The sequence below is a fragment of the Kitasatospora sp. NPDC034023 genome (genome assembly GCF_055575795.1).
In genome coordinates this window covers 18,663-35,938 of sequence record NZ_JBVIRY010000019.1, presented here as the reverse complement: position 1 = coordinate 35,938, position 17,276 = coordinate 18,663, and the positions used below count along the sequence as shown (strand labels likewise).

General features: G+C 74.6%; 12 protein-coding genes. 7 read left to right on the top strand and 5 right to left on the bottom strand.

Features of this window, described 5'->3' with window-relative positions; translation table 11 throughout:
* Nucleotides 1-15: 15 nt before the first annotated feature.
* Nucleotides 16-1,563, bottom strand: coding sequence for a putative Ig domain-containing protein (locus ACZ52R_RS24385; protein ID WP_465754132.1), 1,548 nt, complete (start codon nt 1,561-1,563; stop codon nt 16-18).
* Between the two features lie 187 nt (nt 1,564-1,750).
* Nucleotides 1,751-2,668, bottom strand: coding sequence for a hypothetical protein (locus ACZ52R_RS24380; RefSeq protein ID WP_465618571.1), 918 nt, complete (start codon nt 2,666-2,668; stop codon nt 1,751-1,753).
* 170 nt (nt 2,669-2,838) lie between these two features.
* On the opposite strand from ACZ52R_RS24380, the gene ACZ52R_RS24375 reads away from it, so the two are divergent.
* Entirely contained in the window at nt 2,839-3,960 is a 1,122-nt protein-coding gene (locus tag ACZ52R_RS24375) for an alpha/beta hydrolase (protein ID WP_465754131.1), read from the top strand.
* A gap of 83 nt (nt 3,961-4,043) precedes the next feature.
* Complete coding sequence (locus tag ACZ52R_RS24370; protein WP_465754130.1) at nt 4,044-6,575, top strand: glycosyltransferase family 39 protein; 2,532 nt, start codon at nt 4,044-4,046, stop codon at nt 6,573-6,575.
* Between the two features lie 99 nt (nt 6,576-6,674).
* Here ACZ52R_RS24370 and ACZ52R_RS24365 read toward each other — a convergent pair whose 3' ends face one another.
* Nucleotides 6,675-8,252 (bottom strand): alpha/beta hydrolase, encoded by a 1,578-nt coding sequence (locus ACZ52R_RS24365; RefSeq protein ID WP_360499270.1) that lies wholly within the window; start codon nt 8,250-8,252, stop codon nt 6,675-6,677.
* Between the two features lie 164 nt (nt 8,253-8,416).
* On the bottom strand, nt 8,417-9,412 hold the full coding sequence (moaA, locus tag ACZ52R_RS24360) for a GTP 3',8-cyclase MoaA (protein WP_465754129.1): 996 nt from the start codon (nt 9,410-9,412) through the stop codon (nt 8,417-8,419).
* A gap of 129 nt (nt 9,413-9,541) precedes the next feature.
* Here moaA and ACZ52R_RS24355 point away from each other — a divergent pair, with 129 nt between their 5' ends.
* The 5 genes from ACZ52R_RS24355 (at nt 9,542) to ACZ52R_RS24335 (ending at nt 14,726) form a co-directional block, all read left to right on the top strand.
* Nucleotides 9,542-10,174, top strand: a complete 633-nt coding sequence (locus ACZ52R_RS24355; protein WP_465754128.1) for a nucleotidyltransferase family protein — start codon at nt 9,542-9,544, stop codon at nt 10,172-10,174.
* Nucleotides 10,175-10,326: 152 nt separating this feature from the next.
* A complete protein-coding gene (locus ACZ52R_RS24350) occupies nt 10,327-11,181 on the top strand; it encodes a hypothetical protein (protein WP_360499264.1) in 855 nt (284 codons plus the stop codon).
* Nucleotides 11,182-11,406: 225 nt separating this feature from the next.
* A complete protein-coding gene (locus tag ACZ52R_RS24345) occupies nt 11,407-12,249 on the top strand; it encodes a hypothetical protein (RefSeq protein ID WP_465663846.1) in 843 nt (280 codons plus the stop codon).
* A 166-nt stretch (nt 12,250-12,415) separates the two neighbouring features.
* Nucleotides 12,416-13,411: a (2Fe-2S)-binding protein gene (locus ACZ52R_RS24340; RefSeq protein WP_465663847.1), complete on the top strand. Its 996-nt coding sequence runs from the start codon at nt 12,416-12,418 to the stop codon at nt 13,409-13,411.
* 214 nt (nt 13,412-13,625) lie between these two features.
* Nucleotides 13,626-14,726 (top strand): DUF2637 domain-containing protein, encoded by a 1,101-nt coding sequence (locus ACZ52R_RS24335; RefSeq protein ID WP_360499258.1) that lies wholly within the window; start codon nt 13,626-13,628, stop codon nt 14,724-14,726.
* A 157-nt stretch (nt 14,727-14,883) separates the two neighbouring features.
* Here the strand turns inward: ACZ52R_RS24335 and ACZ52R_RS24330 are convergent, their stop codons facing one another.
* Nucleotides 14,884-17,172, bottom strand: a complete 2,289-nt coding sequence (locus tag ACZ52R_RS24330; protein WP_465754127.1) for an ATP-binding SpoIIE family protein phosphatase — start codon at nt 17,170-17,172, stop codon at nt 14,884-14,886.
* Between the last annotated feature and the right edge of the window lie 104 nt (nt 17,173-17,276).

Genomic DNA, 17,276 nt, shown 5'->3' with positions numbered 1-17,276 from the left:
GGCCGGGGTGCCGCGTCAGGCGGTCTGGATCGAGGTGTCGTCGATCACGAAGCTCGTCTGCAGCGAGGAGTCCTCGACCGCGTTGAACTTCACGGTGACGCTCTGGCCCGCGTAGGCCGACAGGTCGAAGGTGCGCTGCTGGTAGCCCGCCGCGGCGTCGACGTTGGAGTACGTCTTCAGCGCGGTGCCGTTCACCGACACGGTCAGCTTGTCGTACGCGGTGGTGCCCGACTCCGCGGTGTCGACGTGCAGCCAGAAGCTCAGCGTCGCCTTGCAGCCCGCCGGGATGCTCACGGTCTGCGACACCGTGTCGGTGTGGGAGGAGCCGTAGCCGTCCATCCACGCCTTCCAGGAACCGCCGTGCGCGGCCTGGCTGGAGCTGTTGTCGACCACGCCGGAGCTCGCCGTCCACGGCGCCGCCGAACCGGTCTCGAAGCCCGGGTTGCCGAGCAGCTGCGCCGGGGTGCACGAGCCTTCGCTGCCGATGACGTTCCAGGTGAAGCTCGCGGTGGCGGTCTTGCCGGCCGAGTCCTTCACCGTGACGGTCACCGGGTAGGCGCCGCCGGTGGTCGTGGTGCCGGTGATCGCGCCGGTCGAGGCGTTGATGGCCAGGCCCGCGGGCAGGCCGGTGGCCGAGTACGACAGCGGAGCGGTGCCGCCGGACGCGTTGATCTGCAGGTTCACCGAGCCGCCGACGGCGGTCGACTGGTCACCGGGGCTGGTCACCGAGACGGCGCCGCTGCCGGCGGGCTTGGTGAGCAGGCAGCCGGCGACGTTGAGGTCGATGGCCCGGGTGGAGTTCAGGCAGGTGGTGAACCAGTAGGTCTCCTCGCCGTAGCTCTGGCCCTTGACGGCCTTGGTGGTGCCGTCGGCGGCCACCTCGCACGGGTTGTTGAGGGTGCACATCGCACCGTCGTCGTTGCCGGTGTTGTTGATGCCGACGATCCGCCCACTGGCGGAGTCGATGATCGGCGAGCCGGAGGTGCCGTGTGTGGTGTTGCAGCCGGAGCTGTAGCGCAGCGAGTCGTGCCAGGTCCACTCGTCCTCGCGGAGGGTGGGCACGAACCCGTTGACGGAGCAGTTCCAGACCTGCTTCCAGTACGAGGAGGGTATGTACATCGCGGCGCCGTCGACCGGGTGCGTGTCGCTGACGGTGAGCGCGGTGGCCCCGTACTTGGAGGTGATCGAGCCGTAGGTGTCGGTGAGTTGGTAGAGCGCGACGTCGGTGCCGGTCATCGTCGCGTAGAGCACCTTGTCGGCCTGGACGGTGCCCAGGCTGTTGCCGGCGCCGTCGAGCAGGGTGCCGCTGCGGCTGGCGCTGGCGTTCTGGATGACCTGGCCGGCCGAGGGCATGGTCGGCAGGCAGTGCCCGTTGGTGAGCATCAGCGCCCGGTCGCCGGCCACCGAGGTGGGGTAACGGACCAGCGAGGCGGAGCAGTTGCTCAGGGCGATGGTGGACGTCAGGTCGGCCGCCTGGGTGGCGTGCGCGGGGGCGGCCGCGAAGGCCAGCCCGCCCGCGACGACGGCGCTCGTGCCGGCCACCGCGACAAGTCTCTTGAACATGGCTCTCCTTGTGGGGGATCGCGGGGTGTACGACTGGTCGCCGACGCCCACGCCGCACGAAAGTGCCATGGCCACTTCAAGGGGGTCAACCGTTCTGCCCGAACTCGCCACTCGTCATGGCCTGTTGTGCCACCCCGCAGTAACCACCCGTCCCGGTATGCCCGTTACGTGCTACGGCTGCTGCCTGCTACGGCTGCGGGACGGAGTTCACATCCGACCACTCGGTCTTCCCGTTTCCGGGCCGCGCCGGGTTGAGGGTGATCGTCCAGGTGGTCGCGGTCCTCCCGGAGGAGGTCTTCTCGACCTTGAAGTCCTTCGGCGTCGAGAACTTGACGTACCGGCAGCTCCGGGTGAACACCTTCGCCCCGGAGTCCCAGTCCGAACCGCTGGTGTAGTAGAAGTCGTACGTGCCGTCCGTGATGCCCTCGACGGTGACCTGCTGCCCCTTGGCCGAGTACACCGAGGCGACGGACTGCCCGTCCCGCGCGATGGAGAAGACCACGTCCTCCGCTTCGTTGTTGACGACCTTCAGCGTGCCCAGGCCGTTCTGCTCACCTTCTCGGACCATGGTGCCGTTCTCCAGGGTCCGCGGCTGCGGCTGCGGCTTGGGCAGGTCCGGGACGGTGAAGGTGGCCTGGTAGCCGGCCGTTGCCAGCTTGGCCAGGGCGGCCGGGACCGCCACCAGCCCCTGGCCGGCGCCGAGCTGGGCCTGAACGACATCGACAGTGCAGAACTTCTTGTCGTTGAGGTCGACGCGGATCGTCAACGCCTCGGAGGAGAGCGCGTTCAGTCCGTTCACCAGTTCGGTGCGCGTGGTCTCGGCTCCGGCGGGCGTGCCGGCGGCGTTCAGGTTGCGGGAGGCGCGGTCGGCGCTGGACTCGACGGCCGCGAGCGCCGTACCGACCTCGTTCGTGGTCTTGGCCGCCGCCACCTTCGCCAGCCCGGTGTTGATCGGTCCGAGGACCTGGTCGAGCGTCGTACCGTACGGCGTCGCCGAAGCGCTCGGCGTCGCCGACGCACTCGGCGCGGCAGTCCCTCCGCCCCCGCCGCCCGAACACGCCACGAGCAGCAGCACTCCGCCGACGGCCAGGCCGGACCTGAACACGGACCCCGAAGACCTCACGAACCCACCCCTGATGTCATCCAGTGCGCGCTCCCCACGCGCATCCGGGACGACATGCTGCCGAGTACGAACGACCCCGGTCAACCCGTTTCGAACGATCATCGGAAGGGCCCGCCCCGGCCCGCCCGTCAGGGTCAACTACGATCGGGCACGTGCTCAGCCTCACCGGACTCCCCCTCCAGATCATCACCTCGGTCATCGCGATCGTCGTCTTCGCCGCCACCATGTGGCTCTGGCCGCGGTTCGGCGGGAAGGGCTGGAAGTCCTGGCTGGGCCGGATCGGCGCCTTCCTGGCCACCCAGGTCTCGGTGCTGGTCGCGATGGGCCTGATCGCGAACGGCTACTTCGGCTTCTACAGCTCCTGGACCGACCTGCTCGGCACCAGCGGCAAGCTCGGCACGGTGGTCGACCACACGCCGAACGCCTCCGGGGTGGCCGTCACCGGCGAGCAGAAGTTCTACTCCTCCCAGGGCTCGGACCCGGAGCGGTCGGGGATGATCCAGCAGATCGCCGTCAAAGGGGCGGGCAGCGGTCTGAGCACCGAGGCGTACGTCTACCTGCCGCCGCAGTACTTCCAGCCGGACTACACCAAGCAGCGGTTCCCGATGGCCCTGGTGCTCACCGGCTACCCGGGCATCCCGGAGAAGCTGATCTCGCTGATGCAGTACCCGGCGTCGACCCTCGCCGCGATCGAGGAGAAGAAGCTGCCGCCGACCATCCTGGTGATGGCCCGGCCCACGCTCGTCGGCAACCGGGACACCGAGTGCGTGGACGTGCCGAACGGCCCGCAGGTGGAGACCTTCTTCACCAGCGACCTGCCCAAGGCCCTCGCCACCACCTACCGGATCGGCACCGACCCGGCCAACCGGGCCGTGATCGGCAACTCCACCGGCGGCTACTGCGCGCTCAAGTTCGCGCTGCGCAAGCCCGGCTCCTACCCCGCGGCGGTCGCCCTCTCCGGCTACTACAGCGCCGCCCACGACGAGACCACCGGCGACCTGTTCGGCGGCAGCGCCCAGCTGAAGCAGGAGAACGACCTGCTGTGGCGGCTGAAGAACCAGCCGGCCGCGCCGGTCTCGCTGCTGCTGACCACTGCCAACGACGAGAACAACTTCGACGAGACCAAGGCCATGGTCGCCGCCTTCAAGGCCCCCACCAAGATGTCCACCATCACCCTGGACACCGCCGGCCACAACTTCCACACCTGGACCCGGGAGATCCCCCCGGCCCTGGAGTGGCTGGGCAAGCACATCACCATGCCCGCCGCCGCGTAGCCGAGCCGGCAACCCGGCAGATCACACCCGCCTCACAGCCCCGTCTCACGGTTCTCTCAGCCGCGCCACGCAGCGTATGGCGCATGACCACGAGCAGCTACTCCCCTCCGGCCGGCGACCCGTGGCCCGAGGCTGCGAACCACCCGCCGCCGGAGGTGTCGCAGCCGGGCCCCGACCGACCGGACCCGGCACCGCTCTTCCCCGAGCAGTCCCTGCCGCCCGCCGGCCCCAAGGGCCCCGCCTCCTGGTCCGGCCGGCTGCGCACCCTCCCGGCCCGCGCCTGGCGCGGGCGCGCGGACGACCCGCGCTGGGTGCGCCCGGCCCTGCTGGCGCTGCTGGCCGCGACGGCCGTCCTCTACCTGTGGGGACTGAGCGCCTCCGGCTGGGCCAACGCCTTCTACTCGGCCGCCGTCCAGGCCGGCACCCAGAGCTGGAAGGCCTTCTTCTTCGGCTCCTCCGACGCCGGGAACTTCATCACTGTCGACAAGCCGCCGGCCTCGCTGTGGCCGATGGTGCTCTCGGCGCGGGTCTTCGGCCTCTCCTCCTGGTCGGTGCTGGCCCCGCAGGCGCTGATGGGCGCGGCCACCGTCGGCGTCCTGTACGCCACGGTGCGCCGCCGCTTCTCCCCGCTCGGCGGCCTGCTGGCGGGCGCCGCGATGGCACTCACCCCGGTGGCGGCGCTGATGTTCCGCTTCAACAACCCGGACGCGCTGCTGGTGCTGCTGCTGACCCTGGCCGCGTACGGGATGGTGCGGGCGATCGAGGCCGCGGGCACCCGGTGGCTGCTGTTCACCGGGGCGATGTTCGGCTTCGCCTTCCTCACCAAGACCCTCGCGGCGTTCCTGGTCCTGCCCGCCTTCGCGGTGATCTACCTGGTCGTGGCGCCCACCGGCTTCTGGCGGCGGGTGCGGCAGATGCTGCTCGCGGGCGTGGCGCTGCTGGTCTCGGGCGGCTGGTGGGTCGCGATCGTCGAGCTGCTGCCCGCGTCGGCCCGCCCGTACGTCGGCGGCTCGCAGGACAACAGCTTCCTGTCGCTGACCTTCGGCTACAACGGCCTCGGCCGGGTGGACGGCAACGAGCGCGGCAGCGTGGGCGGCGGCGGACGGCTCCCGGTCGGGCTCGACCTGCCGGGCGGCGCGATGCGCGGCGGCGGCCGCGGCTGGGGCTCGACCGGCCTGACCCGGCTGTTCGGCACCGACATCGGTGGGCAGATCGCCTGGCTGATGCCGGCCGCGCTGATCCTGCTGCTGGTCGGCCTCTGGGCGACCCGCCGCTACGCCCGCGCCGACAGCGCCCGCGCCGCGTTCCTGGTCTGGGGCGGCTGGCTGCTCTCCACCGCGCTGATCTTCAGCTTCATGTCCGGGATCTTCCACCAGTACTACACGGTGGCGCTGGCCCCGGCCGTCGCGGCCCTGGTCGGCATGGGCGTGGACGGGCTGTGGCGGGCGCGGCACCGGCTGCCGTGGGCGCTGGTGCTGGCCGGGACGCTCGCGGTGACGGCGGTCTGGGCGTTCGTGCTGCTCGGCCGCAGCCCGGGCTTCCTGCCGTGGCTGCGCTGGGCGGTGCTGGTCGGCGGGCTGGCGGCGGCGGTCGCCCTGGTCGGCGGGCAGCTCGCCGGGCGGGCCTCCGGCCGGGTCGGCGCGCGGATCGCCTCGGTGGCGGGCCTGGTGGGCCTGGCGGCGGCGCTCGGCGGTCCGGCGGCGTACGCGGTGGACACCGTCAACACGGCGCACACCGGCTCGATCGTGACCGCCGGGCCGGGCGTGCAGGGCGCGTTCGGGCCGGGCGGCGGTGGCGGACGCAAGGGCGGCGGCAAGGGCTTCCCGGGCGGCGGCGGCAACGGCCGCTGGTTCGGCCAGGGTGGGCAAGGCGGACAGGGCGGACAGGGCGGACAGGGCGGACAGCAGGGCTTCCCCGGCGGCCAGGCTCCGCGCGGGCAGAACGGCGGGGGCTTCCCCGGCGGGTTCCCCGGCGGCATGGGCGGCGGTTCGGGCTCCGGTAGCGGCAACGGTTCCGGCTCCGACCACGCGAACGGAGGCCACGAGCGCGGTACCGCCGGCGGCAACGGTGGCAACGGCACCGCCGGCGGCAATGGCACCTTCCCCGGCGCTCCCGGCGCGGCCGGCCCCGAGGGCACGGCCCCCGGCGGCATGGGCGGTGGCTTCCCCGGCGGCATGGGCGGTGGCGGCATGGGCGGCCTGCTCGGCGGCACCAAGGTGAGCGACGAGGCCGCCGCCCTGCTCAAGGAGCACGCCGACCACTACACCTGGGCGGCCGCGACCGTCGGCTCGCAGAACGCCGCGAGCTACCAACTCGCCACCGGTGAGCCGGTGATGGCCCTCGGCGGCTTCAACGGCACGGATCCCTCGCTGAGCCTGGCGGGCTTCCAGAAGTACGTCCAGGAGGGCAAGGTCCACTGGTTCATCGCCGGCGGTTCCCGCGGCGGCTTCGGCGGCGCGGGCGGCAGTGCGGGCGGCAGTAGGGCCGGCAGTGCGGCCGGCGGTGAGCAGCAGGAGTCGGAGAACGCCCGGATCGAGTCCTGGGTGGCCGCCCACTTCACCGTCAAGACGGTCGGTTCGGCCACCTTCTACGACCTGACGGCCCCGACCTCCTGACTCCGGTCCCCGGTCTCCGATCCCCGAGGGGGCGTGCCGCGTTCGCGCGGCACGCCCCCTTGTCGCGGCCTTTCCCGTCCCCGGGCGCGCCGGAGCCGCTCAGTCGGACGGGCAGTGCGTCCCCGCCGCCGGCATCCGGCCGTCCTCCAGGAACGCGGCGATGGCCGTCCGGACGCAGGAGCTCTTGTCGTACGCGGTGTGCCCGTCGCCCTCGCGGGTGAGCAGCACGCCGTGCTCCAGACCGGCCGCCAGCCGCTGCGCCCACGGGTACGGGGTGACCGGGTCCTCGGTGGAGCCGACGACCAGGATCGGGGCGCTGCCGGGCGCCAGGATCGAGTGCGGGTGTTCGGTCGAGCGGTACGGCCAGGGGCGGCAGTCGGGGGCGAGCAGGGTGACCAGGGGGTTGTGCCGGCTGGTCAGCGGGGCCTGGCCGGCGAGGTCGGCGAGGGCCGCGCTCAGCTCCGCCTGGGTGGGCGGCGGGAGGTCGGCGCAGGAGATGGCCGCGTAGGCGTCCGCGACGGTCGCGTAGTGCCCGTCCTCGCCGCGTCCGTTGGCGCCGTCGGCGAGTGCGAGCAGGGCGTCCGCGTCGCCCCGGGTGACGGCCGGGGTGAGGGCGTCCTGCAGCCGGTACCAGGAGCGGTGGCCGTCGTAGAGCACGTTGAGGGTGGCGGTCCAGCCGAGGGCGGCGGTGAGGGTGCGGCCGTCGGTGGCGTGCAGCGGGTGCTTGTGCAGGCCGTCGAGGAAGGCTGCGAGGCGGCGCGGGGCGGCGGCCGGGTCGGCGCCGAACGGGCAGTCCTTTCCGTCGTCGGTGGCGCAGGAGGTGGCGAAGGCCCGGAACGCGGCCTCGCCGGCGACGGCCTGTTCGACGTCGAGCTGCATCGGGTCGGTGCCGTGCTCGACGGCGCCGTCGAGGACGAGGCGGCCGGTGCGGTCGGGGAACTCCTCGGCGTAGAGCGCGCCGAGGTGGGTGCCGTAGGAGAGGCCGAGGAAGTCCAGCTTGGCTTCGCCGAGGGCGCCGCGCAGGACGTCGAGGTCGCGGGCGGTGTCGCGGGTGGCGACGTGCGACAGCAGGTCGGGGTGGTTCGTCCGGCAGGCGTCGGCGAGGATCCGGCCGTGGTCGTAGGCCGGGTCGTCGGTGGCGTTCCACTCGTCGCGGGTGTGGTCGTCCAGGCAGTGGACGGGGGTGGTGGCTCCGGCGCCGCGCGGGTCGAAGCCGACCAGGTCGAAGCGGCCGTGCAGCCCCTGGTAGGTCTTCCAGTCCCAACGGACCATGCTGATACCGGAGTTGCCGGGACCTCCGGGGTTGACGAAGAGGGCGCCGATCCGCCGGTCCCGGTCGGCGGCGGGCAACCGGACGAGGGCGACGCCGATGGTGCGGCCGCCGGGGTCGGTGTAGTCCAGCGGGACGGTGAGGGTGGCGCACTGGATGGTCGGCGCGTCCTGGTCGCCGTCGTCCTCGTCGGGGCAGGTCCGCCAGTCGATCCGCTGGCTGTAGAGCGCGCGCAGGGCCGGGGTGGCGGTGGCGGCGACCAGTTGGTCGAGGGGCGGCCGGCTGCCGGTACTGCCCGCGCCGCCGGCGCCGGTGCAGCCGCCCACGAGGGCGAGCACGGCGGCGACGGCGAGGGCGGACAGGGCGCGCCGGGGGAACCGGGCGGGACGAGGGAAGCGGGAGATCATCGGGGCCACTGCCCACGAATACCATCCGACCCGCACCCGCCTCGAATCCGGGTCGCACCGCACCCACCCCGGATCCGGGTCGCACCGCGCAGCGCGAGCCCCACACCGCGAGCCCCACACCGCCCACCGCGAGCCCCGAACGGCGAACCCGCCCCCCGGGGGTGTCAGCCGCCGATCGCGGACATCGGACGGTCCGGCCGGACGAAGTCCGCGCTCCCGATGGCGTGTCCGGGCCCCTTGCCCGTCACCGAGGCCCGCCAGGCCGCCTCGATCGCCGCGTCGTCCGCCCCGCCGCGCAGCAGGGCGCGCAGGTCGGACTCCTCCGTCGCGAACAGGCAGTTGCGCAACTGCCCGTCGGCCGTCAGCCGGACCCGGTCGCAGCCGCCGCAGAACGGCCTGGTCACCGAGGCGATCACCCCGACCACCGCGTCCGTCCCCGCGATCCGCCACTCCTCCGCCGGCGCGCTGCCGTGCCGCCCCACCGGCACCAGGTCGAACCGCTCCCCCAGCGCGGCCAGGATCTCCTCCGCCGTCACCATCGCGGCCCGGTCCCACGCCCCTTGCGCGTCCAGCGGCATGGACTCGATGAACCGCATCAGGTAGCCGTGCTCGACGGCGAATTCGGCCAGGGCGACGATCTCGTCCTCGTTCACCCCGCGCACCGGCACCGCGTTGACCTTCACCGGGCCCAGCCCCGCCGCCTTCGCCGCGGCCAACCCCGCCAGCACGTCGGCCAGCCGGTCCCGCCGGGTGATCGCGGCGAAGCGCTCGGGCCGCAGCGTGTCCAGGCTGACGTTCACCCGCCCCAGACCGGCCTCGCGCAGGGCGACCGCCGTCCGTGCCAGGCCGATCCCGTTGGTCGTCAGCGACACGTCGGCGCCCAGCTCGGCGATCCGGCCGACCAGCCCGGGCAGTCCCCGCCGCAGCAGCGGCTCGCCGCCCGTCAGCCGTACCGACGCGATCCCCAGCCGCTCGACGGCGATCCGCACCAGCCGCACCGCCTCGTCGTCGCCGAGCACCTCGGCCCGGGCGAGCCAGTCGAGGCCCTCCGCCGGCATGCAGTAGGTGCAGCGCAGGTTGCAGCGGTCGGTCAACGAGACCCGCAGATCGGTGTGGACCCGACCGAAACGGTCCACCAGCGGGCGCGGTGCGGTGTTCATCGACCCAGTACAGGCGGCGGGAGCCCGCAGGACCAGCGGCCGAACCGCCGGGGAGCGGCCGCCACCTGCGGCTTCGCCTTGTGGATTCACACAATGCGCGCCCCCGTCCGGGGGCGGCAGGCTGGGCCCATGCAGACTGCGCCGACGCCCGCTTGCCCGCACCCGGTCGGCCCCGCCCCGGTCGCCGCCCTCGTGCTCGCCGCCGGGGGCGGGCGGCGCCTCGGCGGACGCCCCAAGGCGCTGATCCGGTACGCGGGCCGACCGCTGGTGGAGCACGCGGTGGCGGTGGTCCGGGCCGGCGGCTGCGTGGACGTCACGGTGGTGCTGGGCGCGGCGGGCGAGCGGGTCAGGGCCACCGCCCACCTGCCGGGCTGCCGCCTGGTGGCCAACCCGGACTGGGCGGGCGGCATGGGCTCCTCGCTGCGGGCCGGCCTGGCCGCCGTGGCGCCCGAGGCCTCGGCGGTGCTCGTCATGCTGGTGGACACCCCGGGCGTCACCCCGGCCGCCGTGGCCCGGCTGCTGGCCGCGCACCGGGCGGGCGCCGAGCTGGCCGCGGCGGCCTACGACGGGCGGCGCGGCCACCCGGTGCTGATCGGCGCCCGGCACTTCGCCGAGGCGGCCGCGGGCGCCTCCGGCGACGCCGGCGCCCGCGCCCTCCTGGCGGCGCACGCGGCGGAGGTCGTCCTCGTCGAGTGCGCCGACGTCGCCGTCCCGGACGACCTGGACACCCCCGCCGACCTGGCCCGCTGGTCCGCCGGGTGACCGTCCTCCTCGGGACGGAGGCCGCCTCGCCCCTGACGGTCGGCGACCCCTGATCCGTCCCTGAGGATTGCCCCATTCCGCGCCCAGCGCCGGACATTTCGGGGAGCATGGGAATCGTCCCACCCACCCGACACCGACGGACGGAGCCCGCGATGGCCGGACTGCCCGACGACTTCACCGGACACGACCCCACGCGGCCGGGGGCGGGCGGTGGCGCCCGGGCGATCCGTTGCCCCGCCTGCCGCCGCGAGCACCTGTACGAGCCGCCCTCGCTGCCCTGCCCCTGCGGTGCCTCGCTCAAGGTGCCGCTGCTGCGCGGCGGGGTGCCGGTGCAGGTGCGCTTCCGTTCCTGGGAGGACTCCTGGCTGAGCATGCGCTGCCCGCACTGCGGCCGCTCCGACCAGTGGCCGCAGCCCGAGTTCACCTGCAACTGCGGCGCCACCGTCCGGCTGCCGGTGGACCGTGCCACCCGGCTGGGCAGCGGTACGGCCGCCCCGCTCGCCGCCCCCGGCCCGCAGGCCTCCCGCCCCCACCCGGCCCACCCGCTGGGCGCGCCGGCGCCCGCCCCGCCCGCGCCGCCCGGCGCCTCCACCGGCCGCTCCCGCCCGTTCCGCCACCGCACGCCCTTCCGCCCGAACCCGGTGCGTACCTCGCAGGACGCGGTGATCACCGCCGCCCGCTACCTGGAGTGGCTCGGCTTCGACGACCTGGAGCTGACCGAGGCGCAGGAGCGCGACGGGGTCACCCTGCTGGGCGGCCGGATGGTCGCCCAGGTCGACACCTGGACCGAACCGGCCGACGTGAAGGCGGTCGAGTGCCTGTGGCTGCAGACCCTGCACGCCGAGGAGATGGCCGCCGCGATGTTCACTCTCGCGGGCTATTCGCACCAGGCCACCGTGCGCGGCGAGCAGCTGCTGGTCGCCCTGTTCAGCCTGGATCTGGCAGGTGTGCCGCAGCCCGCGAACGGCGCCGCCGAGGCCCTGATGGAGACCGGCTGGACCTCCTGACCGACCGGATGCCCCGCCGGATCGTTTCGCCCGCGCACCCCTAGATCATTTCTTCCTCAAAATCAACAACCTTCGCTCGTGATCTGGTGCACAAGCTCACCCCCGTGTTGAATTGCCGCCACAGCGCGGGCCTTTCGCCCTGCCGTTGCCATGCGCACGGTCGTGGCGGCAGGGCCCCAGGGGCAGGTCCGTGCCCTGCTGGATGGCGCACACAAGGAGGTGGCGTTGTCAGAGCACGGATGGGGCCCGAGCGGCCCGAACGGGCGGGGGCGGGCAGCAGCGGAGGAGCCGGGCGACACCGTGTGGCGACTGAGGTCCCGGGGGTGCTGGCAGGAGGCAGCCGAACTGTTGCGCCCGGCCGCCGAACAGGACCCGGCAGCGGCCCTCGGACGGGCCGAACTCCTCATCGAGCAGTGCCTGTTCACCGCCACGCACTGGACCCAGGCGGAGCAGGCGTTACGCCTGGCGGAGGCACTGGCGGCCGGCACCGAACAGCGCGCGGCCGCCGCCTGCGCCCGCGGCTTCCTCGCGTACGTGGCGAGTGTGCTCGGGCCGCGGGACCGGCTGGACGAGGCCCAGGCCGCACTCGGCCGCACCTCGGCCCTGCTGCCGCCGGACGCGCCCGGCCGCCCACTGCTGGACTTCCGACGCGGCCTGGTCGCCGAGAACCTGCTACGCGACCGCGGTGCCGCCTGGATCGCCTACCGCCGGGCGCACGAGGGCGCCGGCGAGCGCGGGGACGAACTGCTGCGCTCGTACACCTGGCGTCACCTGGGCGCGCTGGCGCTCTCCCGTGGGGACCGCGCCAACGCCCGCGAGGCCTTCGACGCCTCCCTGCGGCTGCGCGAGCAACTCGGCTTCACGGTGGGGGTGGCTCCGGCGCTCGCGGCGCTCGCCGAGGTGTCCGAACCGGACGAGGCCGCCCGGCTGCGCGCCGAGGCGACCCGGCTGGTGCACGCCCTGGGCGGGGTCCCGGTCTGGCTCGCACGCCAGCTGGGCGCCGCCCGCGCGCCGGGGCCTCCCCCGGACGGGCGCACCACCAGCGAAACCCAGGGAACAATCAGCTAAGGTGAGCCTAACCTGGCTGGGGCGAGCAGTGCCCCGGCCGGGTCGCCTTGCCGTTCCCCGGGCACCGCCATGCCCCGGTCCGGCCGCGCCCGGCACGCACCACCGCGCCGCCGGGCACCGCCGGGCGGTCCATGGGCGGCCCCGGTCGACCCGATGGGGCCCACCCATGACCGCGAGCAGCGCCAGGCCCGGCCCCACGCCGTGCGCCCCCCGCACCCCCGGGGCGCACACCCCCGCGCCGGCCTCCCCCTCGCCGACCAGCCCCCGACCCGCCCCCACCCCACCGACTCCCCGCAGCACCACCGCGCCCACCCCCACCCCCGCCGCACCACTCGACGCCCCGGGCGCCCCCGCGTACCACCGGCTGGCCGGGCTCACCCCCGTCCTGAGCGTGCGCTGCGCCCCGCCCCGACGCGGCGGCGGCTGGCTGCCCGCCGCCGACCTGGCCGCCCGCCCCGAGGCGGTGCGCGAGCTGATCGCCCATGACGCCCGGCAGGGCCTCGCCCGCTACGGGCGGCCGCTGCGCCCGGACGTCGCGGCCGGCTTCGGGCTGCACCGCTTCGTCTGGCCGGTCTCGCTGCTGTTCACGCTGCCGTGGTTCCTGCAGCGGCGCGTCCCGCTGCTCGCCCTCGGGGACGTCTCGCTGCGCCGGCGGCCCGGCGCGATGGAGCTGACGGTCCGCCCGACGGCGTTCGTCTGTCTGCCGGACGACCCGGCGGCCGCCGCGCCGCAGGCCCGTACGGCGCCGGATGAGGACGCGCTGGCCGCCGAACTGCGGTGCGCGCTGGGCGGGTTCCTGACGCCGGTGCTGGCCGCCTTCCGCCCGGAGGCGCGGCGTGGACCCCGGGTGCTGTGGGCGATGGCCACGGACGCGGTGGTGGAGGGGCTCTGCCACGCGGGCGGGCTGCTCGGGGAGGCGGAGCGGGCGCGCGCCGAGCTGTCCGCGCTGCTGGCGCCCGGCAGGCCCGCGTGCACGCCCGGCGCGGACGGCGGCCCCGCCCCCGCCCCGGCCCCCTTCACCCCGGGCGCCGGCTTCGCGCCCCCGGCGCCCGGATGCGTCGACGCTTCGAGTACGGACCGGGCCCGGGCCAGCTGCTGCCTCGTCTACACCGTGGAACCGCAGGAGATGTGCGGCGGCTGCCCACGCGTCACGCGGAGTTGACGAACATTCGTCCGAATCCAGATCCGGAAAGCCCGGAATTCCAGGAACAATCTGCTTCAGATTTATCAGACAATCGTTTTGCTGCCGCGTCAGAAATCCCTCTCCCCAGCGCATTGACGGCGAATCGGCCATTCCTCCGCCGAGCATCGGCCATGATGGTCCCCGCCATCACGACGCAGGAACGCGACGCAGGAAAGCGAGGCTGGTTCCGGCGATGAAATTGTCCGACATACCGCTCGGGTGGGCCGTCACCGTAGTCGCGGGGCTACTGGTCAGCGCGCTCCTGGTGGCCCTGCTCCGCAACCGGGGATCCGTCAACGCCACCGGCGCGGATTCCTGGGAGCGCGCCGAGGAACGGCGCCGCCGCAAGGAATCCCTGTACGGCGCCGCCTCGTACACGCTGCTGTTCTGCTGCGCCGCCGTCGCCGCCGCGCTCTCCTTCCACGGGCTGGTCGGCTTCGGCGTACAGAACCTCAACCTCTCCGGGGGCTGGGAGTACCTCGTCCCCTTCGGGCTCGACGGCGCCGCGATGTTCTGCTCGGTGCTCGCCGTCCGCGAGGCCAGCCACGGCGACGCGGCGTTCGGCTCCCGGCTGCTGGTCTGGATCTTCGCGGGCGCCTCGGCCTGGTTCAACTGGGTGCACGCACCACGCGGCTTCGGCCACGCCGGGTCCCCGCAGTTCTTCTCCGGCATGTCCCTCTCGGCGGCGGTCCTGTTCGACCGGGCGCTGAAGCAGACCCGCCGGGCCGCGCTGCGCGAACAGGGGCTGGTCCCCCGGCCGCTGCCACAGATCCGCATCGTCCGCTGGCTGCGCGCCCCGCGCGAGACCTACGCGGCCTGGTCGCTGATGCTCCTGGAGGGCGTGCGCAGCCTGGACGAGGCGGTCGAGGAGGTCCGCGACGACAAGCGGGAGCGCGCCCTGGACAAGGAGCGCCGCAGGCTGGCCGGGCGCCGCGAGCGGGCCGAGATCCGGGCGATCAACCGATCCCACAGCACCTGGCGCCGCGGCGGCGGCGCCGCGCGGCAGCTGGAGTCCGGCTCGGAGCCCGCCATAGCCGACGGGCCCGGGGCCGACCGGCCCGCCGCCACCGGACGGCGCCGGGCGGGCCGCCCCGAGGTGGAACGGCCCGCCGCTCCACGCGAGGTCGAGCCCGCCGAGGTCGAGCCCGCCGAGGGCACCGTGGTCCAGCCCGGCCTGCCGGCCCGCCCGGAGCGGCGCACCATCGACCTCACCCTGGAGGAGGACACCGTCACGCTGCCCCGGCTGGACTCGCTGGAGCGCAAGCTGAAGGACCTGGAGCAGCAGTTCGGCTGACGCCCTGTCGACGCCCCGGGGCCCGATGATCCGCCAGGCACCGTCGGCCCTCCCGCAGGAGCGTCGGCGCCCGAGCGGCCTGAGCACCCGGGGCGCCCCGGGTGCTCAGGCCGCTCGGTTGCTCAGGCCACCCCGGTTGCCCGGGCCCCGCGGGTGTTCAGGCCGCCGCCCCGCTGAGCTCGAACCACATCCGCTTGCCGGACCCGCGGGGCTCCACGCCCCAGGAGTCCGCGAGCGCCTCGACCAGCATCAGCCCGCGGCCTGAGGAGGCCTGCTCCCCCGGGGTCCGGCGGGTCGGCCACAGGTCCGACTCGTCCTCCACCTCGACCCGCAGCCGGGCCCGCCCGCCGTCCTCCTCGGGCTCCCGGTAGAGCCGGGCGGTGAACATGGCGTCCCGGTCGGTGTGCCGGATGGCGTTGGTGACCAGCTCGGAGGAGAGCAGTTCGGCGGTGTCGATGAACTCGGCGACGCCCCAGCGGCGCAGCGCGTCACGCAGCTCGGCCCGCACCTCGGCGACCCGCGCCAGGTCGGCCTGGCCGATCCGGCGGCGCAGCTGCTGGGCGGCGAGCCCGCCCGCCGGGCCGTCCCAGCGCAGGAGCAGCAGCGCTATGTCGTCCTCGCGCTCGCTGGAGTCGGCGGCCTGGGAGGCGATCCGCTCGGCCAGCTCGTCCAGCGGGTCGCGGGCCGCCTCCCCGGCGGGCGGCAGCGGGCGGGCGAGCACCTGGGTGAGCCGGGCGATGCCCTCGTCCAGGTCCATGCCGCGTGCCTCGACCAGGCCGTCGGTACAGAGCAGCACGGTCTCGCCCGGGTCCAGGCTGAACCGGGTGACCCGGTACTCCTGGTCCGGATCGATGCCCAGCGGCAGCCCGCCGGCCACCGGCACCACGGCGGCGGTGCCGTCCGCGCGGCGCACCACCGGGTCGAGGTGGCCGGCCCGGACCGCGTAGACCACGCCGTAGTCCACGTTGACCTCGGCGTAGGTGCAGGTCGCGAAGTGGTCGGTGTCCAGGTCGGCGAGGAAGCGGGAGGCGCGGGCCATCACGGCGGCGGGCGGGTGGCCCTCGGCCGCGTAGGCGCGCAGCGCGATCCGCAGCTGGCCCATGATCCCGGCGGCGTGCACGTCGTGCCCCTGGACGTCGCCGATCACCAGGCCGACGTGCCCGCCGGGCAGCGGCACCACGTCGTACCAGTCGCCGCCGATCTGCAGGCCGGAGCCGGCCGCGAGGTAGCGCACGGCGGTGGTCACGCCCGGCACGGAGGGGACGGTGCGCGGCAGCATCACCCGCTGCAGGCCGGCCGCCAGCTCGTGCTCGGCGTCGTGCAGCCGGGCCCGGGCCAGCGACTGGGCGACCAGCCCGCCCAGGGTGGACAGCAGGGTGCGCTCGTCCGCGTCCAGCTCGCGCTCGTCGTCGAAGCTGACCACGCAGACGCCGATCGCCCGGCCGCTGGCCACCAGCGGCAGGTACGCCCAGGAGCCGCGGCCGGTGCGGCTGGTCGGCTCCCACACCTCGGGGTAGCCGGCGCGGAACTCCTCGCGGGTCGAGACGAACACCGGCGCGCGGTGCCGCAGCGCCTCGGCGGCCGGGTGGCCGGCGGGCAGCACGGTGCGGTCCCAGACCGCCAGCGCGTCGGCGCGGTAGCCGAAGGCGCCGAGGATCCGGGCCCGTCCGGCCTCGAAGGAGGCCAGCACCAGGCCGTCCGGTGGCAGGCCGGGCAGCGGCAGCTCGGTGAACACCCGGGCCACGTCACGGACGGTGACGGCTTCGGAGAGGGCGCGCGCCGCCTCCTTGATGAACCGGGAGCGGTCCTCGCGCAGCAGGGCCATCCGGTCGGCGAGGTCGCGCTTGTGCAGCTCGACGGTGGCGTCCCAGACGAAGCCGACCATCCGGGAGGCGCGGCCGAAGGCGTCCGCGAGCACCCGGCCGCGGAAGCGCACCGCGCGCATGGTGCCGTTCGGCCCGACGGTGCGGTAGTAGGCGCCGCACTGGCCGAGCTCGGCGACCGCGCGCTCGACCCGGCGACGCACCACCGGCGCGTCCTCGGGGTGCAGCAGGGCCAGGAAGGAGGTGGCGGTGCGGTCGAAGCGGGCCTGCCCCGGGCCGTCCAGGCCGATGATCGTGCAGGCCCGCTGGTCGCCCTCCAGGACGTCGCGGCGGATGTCCCAGTCGAAGGACCCGATGCCGTTGGCAGCCATCGCGGGCTCCAGCCAGTCCGGCATGGAGTCGGCGGAGGCGGGCGGCAGTCCGCCGGTCAGCACGGGGGCCAGCCGGGCGGCGGCGAGGCTCGGCGACGGGCGCACCGCGGGGCTTCGCCGGGTCGACTGCGCGGGCGGCCGGGCCCGGCCCGTCCCGGCGGTGGTGGGGCCGACGAGGGGCTGTCCGGGGCTCCACGGCTCGGGGACGGTCGGCTGCTCGGGGAGGGTCGGCTCGATGGTTGCGGACTCCACGGCTCGCGACGGCTCCACGGCTCGCGGCTCTGCGGTTCTGGGCTCCACGGCTCGCGGCTCTACGGCGGACGCGCCGGGAGGAAGCGCCGGCCCCGGCGACTCGG